The organism is Desertibacillus haloalkaliphilus (genome assembly GCF_019039105.1).
In the GTDB taxonomy this organism is placed as follows: Bacteria; Bacillota; Bacilli; order Bacillales; family KJ1-10-99; genus Desertibacillus; species Desertibacillus haloalkaliphilus.
In genome coordinates this window covers 1-502 of sequence record NZ_JAHPIV010000080.1, presented here as the reverse complement: position 1 = coordinate 502, position 502 = coordinate 1, and the positions used below count along the sequence as shown (strand labels likewise).

The 502-nt window shown below is 38.8% G+C and carries 1 protein-coding gene; it reads right to left on the bottom strand.

Annotated features, from left to right (window positions below; genetic code table 11):
- A partial coding sequence (locus KH400_RS20935; protein ID WP_217227951.1) for an SDR family NAD(P)-dependent oxidoreductase occupies positions 1-172 on the bottom strand: 172 nt, incomplete at its 3' end.
- Between the last annotated feature and the right edge of the window lie 330 nt (positions 173-502).

Here is a 502-nt window from a genome sequence, read left to right as displayed (position 1 = left end):
CACCAAAGCTCTCTATTTCCTCCTTCACTTTTCTAGCATTCCTTTCCTTTAGGTCAACCAGCGCAATCTTCGCCCCCATTTTCGATAGTTGAATGGCACTTGCTCTTCCGATTCCTGAAGATCCACCTGTAACAATAGCAACTTTATCCTTCAATGGTTTATGTTCGCTCATAATGTAAAACTCCTTACCTTTTGCATTATTCCTACTTTATCCAACAAGACAAATGTTATTCTTTATAGCAGGAATCTAATCTCATTTACTGGGAAAATGGAGGGCATTGAAAAAGGTACAAACCAGCTTTTTTCAGTGCCCTCGGGAAAATACCGGCCTGAGATAGTGCATAATAAGGAAATGTTCGATATACTTAGAAGGGCGAAAGAGTCAGTCATCTAGGAGGTTTCGTATGCCGAGAAAGATATTATTCATTTTATGTTTTATTACTGTATTACTTGTAACTGCTTGTGGAACCCAACCATCAACGGAACAAAGCACAGTTAATAC